The 4,780-nt window shown below is 63.1% G+C and carries 10 protein-coding genes; 1 reads left to right on the forward strand and 9 read right to left on the reverse strand.

Going from position 1 to position 4,780, the window contains the following annotated elements; translation table 11 throughout:
- The 4 genes from rpsC to rplB form a co-directional block, all read right to left on the reverse strand.
- A partial coding sequence (rpsC, locus tag ACK4IU_RS18245; protein WP_409738166.1) for a 30S ribosomal protein S3 occupies positions 1-290 on the reverse strand: 290 nt, incomplete at its 3' end.
- Entirely contained in the window at positions 290-670 is a 381-nt protein-coding gene (gene rplV / locus ACK4IU_RS18250; RefSeq protein WP_137110185.1) for a 50S ribosomal protein L22, read from the reverse strand. The genes rpsC and rplV, both read right to left, overlap by 1 nt.
- A 3-nt stretch (positions 671-673) precedes the next feature.
- The gene (gene rpsS, locus ACK4IU_RS18255) at positions 674-952 is read right to left on the reverse strand and encodes a 30S ribosomal protein S19 (protein WP_409738169.1); all 279 of its coding nucleotides are present in this window, start codon (positions 950-952) and stop codon (positions 674-676) included.
- A gap of 3 nt (positions 953-955) precedes the next feature.
- On the reverse strand, positions 956-1,795 hold the full coding sequence (gene rplB / locus ACK4IU_RS18260) for a 50S ribosomal protein L2 (RefSeq protein ID WP_409738172.1): 840 nt from the start codon (positions 1,793-1,795) through the stop codon (positions 956-958).
- 291 nt (positions 1,796-2,086) lie between these two features.
- Here rplB and ACK4IU_RS18265 point away from each other — a divergent pair, with 291 nt between their 5' ends.
- Positions 2,087-2,461, forward strand: coding sequence for a hypothetical protein (locus ACK4IU_RS18265; protein WP_409738174.1), 375 nt, complete (start codon positions 2,087-2,089; stop codon positions 2,459-2,461).
- A gap of 108 nt (positions 2,462-2,569) precedes the next feature.
- On the opposite strand, the gene ACK4IU_RS18270 is transcribed toward ACK4IU_RS18265, so the two are convergent.
- The 5 genes from ACK4IU_RS18270 to ACK4IU_RS18290 all read right to left on the reverse strand — a co-directional run.
- The gene (locus ACK4IU_RS18270; RefSeq protein WP_409738177.1) at positions 2,570-2,890 is read right to left on the reverse strand and encodes a 50S ribosomal protein L23; all 321 of its coding nucleotides are present in this window, start codon (positions 2,888-2,890) and stop codon (positions 2,570-2,572) included.
- Positions 2,887-3,507: a 50S ribosomal protein L4 gene (rplD, locus tag ACK4IU_RS18275; protein WP_409738180.1), complete on the reverse strand. Its 621-nt coding sequence runs from the start codon at positions 3,505-3,507 to the stop codon at positions 2,887-2,889. Before rplD ends, ACK4IU_RS18270 begins: the two co-directional genes overlap by 4 nt.
- Positions 3,504-4,226 carry a 50S ribosomal protein L3 gene (gene rplC / locus ACK4IU_RS18280; protein WP_409738183.1) on the reverse strand — a complete coding sequence of 241 codons (723 nt, stop codon included), beginning with the start codon at positions 4,224-4,226 and terminating at the stop codon, positions 3,504-3,506. Before rplC ends, rplD begins: the two co-directional genes overlap by 4 nt.
- Positions 4,227-4,238: 12 nt before the next feature.
- The gene (rpsJ, locus tag ACK4IU_RS18285; protein WP_149589319.1) at positions 4,239-4,547 is read right to left on the reverse strand and encodes a 30S ribosomal protein S10; all 309 of its coding nucleotides are present in this window, start codon (positions 4,545-4,547) and stop codon (positions 4,239-4,241) included.
- 112 nt (positions 4,548-4,659) lie between these two features.
- The coding region (locus ACK4IU_RS18290) for a hypothetical protein (RefSeq protein ID WP_409737502.1) at positions 4,660-4,780 on the reverse strand (121 nt) is incomplete at its 5' end.

Raw genomic sequence — 4,780 nt, forward strand, 5'->3', positions numbered from 1 at the left:
GACTTGGTGAACTGCGACAGCTTCTTGCGCAGCGTCTCGATGTCGGCGCCCTTCTTGCCGATGATCACGCCCGGACGCGCGGTGTGGATGGTCACACGGCACTTCTTGTGCGGACGCTCGATGATCACGCGGCTGATGCCGGCGGCCTTCAGCTCCTTGTGGATGAACTCGCGCATGCGGAGGTCTTCCAGCAGCAGGTCGCCATAGTCCTTCGACCCGGCGAACCAGCGGCTGTCCCAGGTGCGGTTGACCTGGAGGCGCATCCCGATCGGGTTAACCTTCTGTCCCATTACGCGGTCTCCCCGGCTTGACGGACCTTGATGGTGATTTCCGAGAACGGCTTCATGATCTTGCCGAACCGGCCGCGAGCCCGCGGACGGCCCCGCTTCATCACCAGGTTCTTGCCGACCCAGGCCTCGGCCACGACAAGGCTGTCGACGTCGAGGTTGTGGTTGTTTTCCGCATTGGCGATGGCCGACTGCAGGCACTTCTTCACGTCACCCGCGATGCGGCGCTTGGAGAAGGTCAGGTCGGCAAGCGCCTTGTCCACCTTCTTGCCGCGGATCATGCCCGCGACCAGGTTCAGCTTCTGCGGGGACGTGCGCAGCATGCGCAGCACGGCCATCGCTTCGTTGTCCGCCACGCGGCGGGGGTTCTTTTCCGCACCCATGGCTTACTTCCTCTTCGCTTTCTTGTCGGCGGCGTGACCGTAGTAGGTCCGGGTCGGAGAATATTCACCGAACTTCTGGCCGATCATTTCTTCCGTCACCGCAACGGGGACGTGCTTCTTGCCGTTGTAGACGCCGAAGGTCAGACCGACGAACTGCGGCAGGATGGTGGAGCGCCGCGACCAGATCTTGATCACTTCGCCCTTGCCCGAAGCCTTCGCCTTCTCGGCCTTCTTCAGCAGGTAGCCGTCGACGAACGGGCCCTTCCAGATGGAACGTGCCATGGATTAACGCCCTTTCTTCTTGGCGTGACGCGAACGGACGATCAGCGCATCCGACGCCTTGGGCTTGCGGGTCCGGTTGCCCTTGGTGCCCTTGCCCCACGGGGTGACCGGGTGACGGCCGCCGGAGGTGCGGCCTTCGCCGCCGCCGTGCGGGTGGTCGATCGGGTTCATCGCGACGCCGCGGACCGTCGGGCGGATGCCCTTGTGGCGCATGCGGCCGGCTTTCCCGAAGTTCTGGTTCGAGTTGTCGGGGTTCGACACGGCACCGATGGTGGCCATGCATTCCTGACGGACCATGCGCAGCTCGCCCGACGACAGGCGGATCTGGGCGTAGGAGCCGTCGCGGCCAACGAACTGTGCGTAGGTGCCCGCCGCGCGGGCCAACTGGCCGCCCTTGCCGGGCTTCAGTTCCACGTTGTGCACGATGGCGCCGATCGGCATGCCGCTGAACGGCATCGCGTTGCCGGGCTTCACGTCGGTCTTCGCGCCCGCGATGACCTGGTCGCCCACGGCCAGGCGCTGCGGCGCCAGGATATAGGCCAGTTCTCCGTCCTGATACTTGATCAGCGCGATGAAGGCGGTGCGGTTCGGGTCATATTCGATCCGCTCGACGACCGCCGGGATATCGAACTTGCGACGCTTGAAATCGACCACCCGGTAGAGACGCTTCGCGCCCCCGCCCTGGTGCCACATCGTGATACGTCCGGTGTTGTTCCGGCCGCCGGAACGGTTCAAACCCTCGGTGAGGTGCTTGACCGGGCGGCCTTTCCACAGCTCCGAACGGTCGATCAGAACCAGCCCGCGCTGGCCAGGCGTCGTCGGTTTATACGACTTGAGTGCCATGTTTCCTGTCTTCCGTTTGCTTGCACGGGTGTCGCCACCCGGCGGTGAAGGGCTCCGAAGATCCCCGATTAGGTGCTTGCTCCGTTTGCGGCTGCATCGGGAACGAACAAACCAAGAGCCCCGGACGAATCCGGGGCTTCTGGCGTGGCGCGGGAGTAGCAGAGGGGGTTGGGGGTGGCAAGGGGGGAAGGTGGGATTCTAGTAGCCGCTTTGACTTAAGCAGCTATCGCCGAAAATGTCAGTTATGACGATGCTGCTGGCATCAGTGGTTCCAAGACCAAGGAGGACCTCGTGCCGAAGAAAACCGAGTATCTGGTCACTCGGTACGCGAAAGACGCAACTCCTGTGAAGGAGTGGCGTGTACCCAAAAGTGTCAACCTCCATCTATTATTGGAGAGGCTAATTTGCCGGGACTTAGATGATGACGCTTTGATCAGCTCCTGCCTCCGTTCGAACGCAAGTCGTTTCCATGACCCGTTTCAGATCATCGACATGCGGGAGGAGCATCGTCGTGAGCAAGCTCGCGATGCATTGCGTGCCGATCCTGAGACCGAGGATCCAATAGGTGTCTACAACCGCGCTTGGAGTGCAAAGATACCCATCGGAAAAACACTATTGATTGCCGGAGTAGACTATGAGTTTTTCGTCAGGGAAGTTGATGAATGACATGGCGTTGACCCTACCAAATGGGGTGTTGTTCCATTGTAAGCGCCTTAAATGCAAAAGCCCCCGCGCGCCGCGCAGGGGCTCTCTCATTTCACTCAAGCCTAAGGCTCAAAGACCAGTCGTCACGTCGATCGTCTGACCGTCTTCCAGCATGACATAGGCCTTCTTCTTGTCCGACCGCTCGCCGGCGCGACCGCGGAAACGCTTGGCCTTGCCCTTGGTGATGGTGGTGTTCACCGCCTTCACCTTGACGCCAAAGATCGCCTCGACGGCTTCCTTGATCTGCGGCTTGGTCGAGTCCATCGCGACCTGGAACACGACGGCACCCGCCTCCGAGGCCAGGGTGGCCTTTTCGGTGATGACCGGCTTCTTGATCAGGTCGTAGTGCTCCGGCTTCACGGCCGCAGCGGTTTTCGGTGCCTTGCTCATTTCAGACGCGCCTCCAGGGCTTCGACACCGGCCTTGGTGATGACCAGGGTGTCACGCTTGAGGATGTCGTAGACGTTCGCGCCGATGGTCGGCAGGACGTCCACGCCGTCCAGGTTGCGGGCGGCCAGGGCGAAGTTCGCGTCGACCGAGGCGCCGTCGATGATCAGGACGCGCTTCCAGCCGAGTTCCGCCTTCATCTTGGCCAGTTGGGCGGTCTTGGCCTCGGCCAGCGTAGCCGCGTCCAAAATCACCAGCTCGCCCGCCTTGGCCTTGGCCGAGAGCGCGTGCCGCAGCCCGAGGGCGCGGAACTTCTTCGGCAGGTCATGGGCGTGGCTGCGCGGGGTCGGGCCCTTGTAGACGCCGCCGTGACGGAAGATCGGGGCCTTCTTGGAGCCGTGGCGAGCGCCGCCGGTGCCCTTCTGGCGATAGATCTTCTTGGTCGAATAGCTGACGTCCGACTTGCCGAGGACCGAGTGGGTCCCGGCCTGGGCCTTGGCGCGCTGCCAGCGGACCACGCGGTGCAGGATGTCGGCGCGCGGCTCAAGGCCGAACAGCGCCTCATCCAGGTCGATGGAGCCGGCCTTCTTGCCGTCCAGCTTGATCACATCGAGTTTCATGCTTCACCCCCTTCGGCGGCGACTTCGGCAGCAGGTTGCGCCGCAGCGGTGCGGATCGCGGCCGGACGCGGGGCGTCCTTTGCTTCCGGCTTCTTCACGGCGTCCTTGATGGTGACCCAGCCGCCCTTCGAGCCCGGAACCGCGCCCTTGATCATGATCAGGCCGCGGTCTGCGTCGGTGCGGACGACCTGCAGGTTCTGCGTGGTCACGCGGACAGCGCCCATGTGGCCGGCCATCTTCTTGCCCTTGAACACCTTGCCGGGGTCCTGGCACTGGCCGGTCGAGCCGTGCGAACGGTGCGAAACCGACACACCGTGGCTGGCGCGCAGGCCGCCGAAGTTGTGACGCTTCATCGCACCGGCAAAGCCCTTGCCGATCGAGGTGCCGGCGACATCGACATACTGGCCTTCGAGATAGTGGTCCGCGGTGATTTCCGCGCCCACCTCGATCAGGCAGTCAGGGCTGACGCGGAACTCCGCGATCTTGCGCTTCGGCGCGACATTCGCCTTGGCGAAATGGCCACGCTGCGCGGCGGTGGTCCGCTTGGCCTTGGCCACACCCGCCCCGAGTTGAACGGCGGTGTAGCCGTCCTTGTCAGCGGTGCGCTGTGCCACGACCTGAAGGCTGTCAAGCTGCAGCACCGTCACCGGAACCTGCTTTCCGTCCGCCAGGAACAGCCGGGTCATGCCCAGCTTCTTTGCGATAACTCCAGAGCGCATCTGTTGCCCTCCTTACACTTTGATCTCGACGTCCACGCCAGCGGCGAGGTCGAGCTTCATCAGCGCGTCCACGGTCTGGGGGGTCGGATCGACGATGTCGAGGAGACGCTTGTGCGTGCGGATTTCCCACTGGTCGCGCGACTTCTTGTCGATGTGCGGACCACGGAGAACCGTGAATTTCTCGATCTTGTTCGGCAGCGGAATGGGACCGCGAACCTGGGCGCCCGTGCGCTTCGCGGTGTTCACGATTTCCTGGGTGCTGGCGTCCAGCACACGGTAATCGAAGGCGCGGAGCCGGATGCGGATGGTCTGACCTTGCATCGGTTTTATCCTTTTAGAACATCGGCCTGGACAACGGCGCCCACCCGAGAGGTTCTGTTTCGTTGGTCGAAGGGCGGGCTGATACTACCCGCCCTCCGGAAGTGCAATAGCCTCAGGCGATGATTTTCGAGACGACGCCGGCGCCGACGGTGCGGCCGCCTTCGCGGATGGCGAAGCGCAGCTTCTCTTCCATCGCGATCGGGGCGATCAGCTCGACCTCGAACTTCAGGTTG

The organism is Tabrizicola flagellatus (assembly GCF_046295235.1).
GTDB lineage: Bacteria > Pseudomonadota > Alphaproteobacteria > Rhodobacterales > Rhodobacteraceae > Tabrizicola > Tabrizicola flagellata_A.

What these genes read in the sequence shown, in the direction of transcription:
- rplV (WP_137110185.1), bottom strand. Translation starts at nt 670, where the DNA reads ATGGGTGCGGAAAAGAACCCCCGCCGCGTGGCGGACAACGAAGCGATG.
- rpsS (WP_409738169.1), bottom strand. Translation starts at nt 952, where the DNA reads ATGGCACGTTCCATCTGGAAGGGCCCGTTCGTCGACGGCTACCTGCTG.
- rplB (WP_409738172.1), bottom strand. Translation starts at nt 1,795, where the DNA reads ATGGCACTCAAGTCGTATAAACCGACGACGCCTGGCCAGCGCGGGCTG.
- ACK4IU_RS18270 (WP_409738177.1), bottom strand. Translation starts at nt 2,890, where the DNA reads ATGAGCAAGGCACCGAAAACCGCTGCGGCCGTGAAGCCGGAGCACTAC.
- rplD (WP_409738180.1), bottom strand. Translation starts at nt 3,507, where the DNA reads ATGAAACTCGATGTGATCAAGCTGGACGGCAAGAAGGCCGGCTCCATC.
- rplC (WP_409738183.1), bottom strand. Translation starts at nt 4,226, where the DNA reads ATGCGCTCTGGAGTTATCGCAAAGAAGCTGGGCATGACCCGGCTGTTC.
- rpsJ (WP_149589319.1), bottom strand. Translation starts at nt 4,547, where the DNA reads ATGCAAGGTCAGACCATCCGCATCCGGCTCCGCGCCTTCGATTACCGT.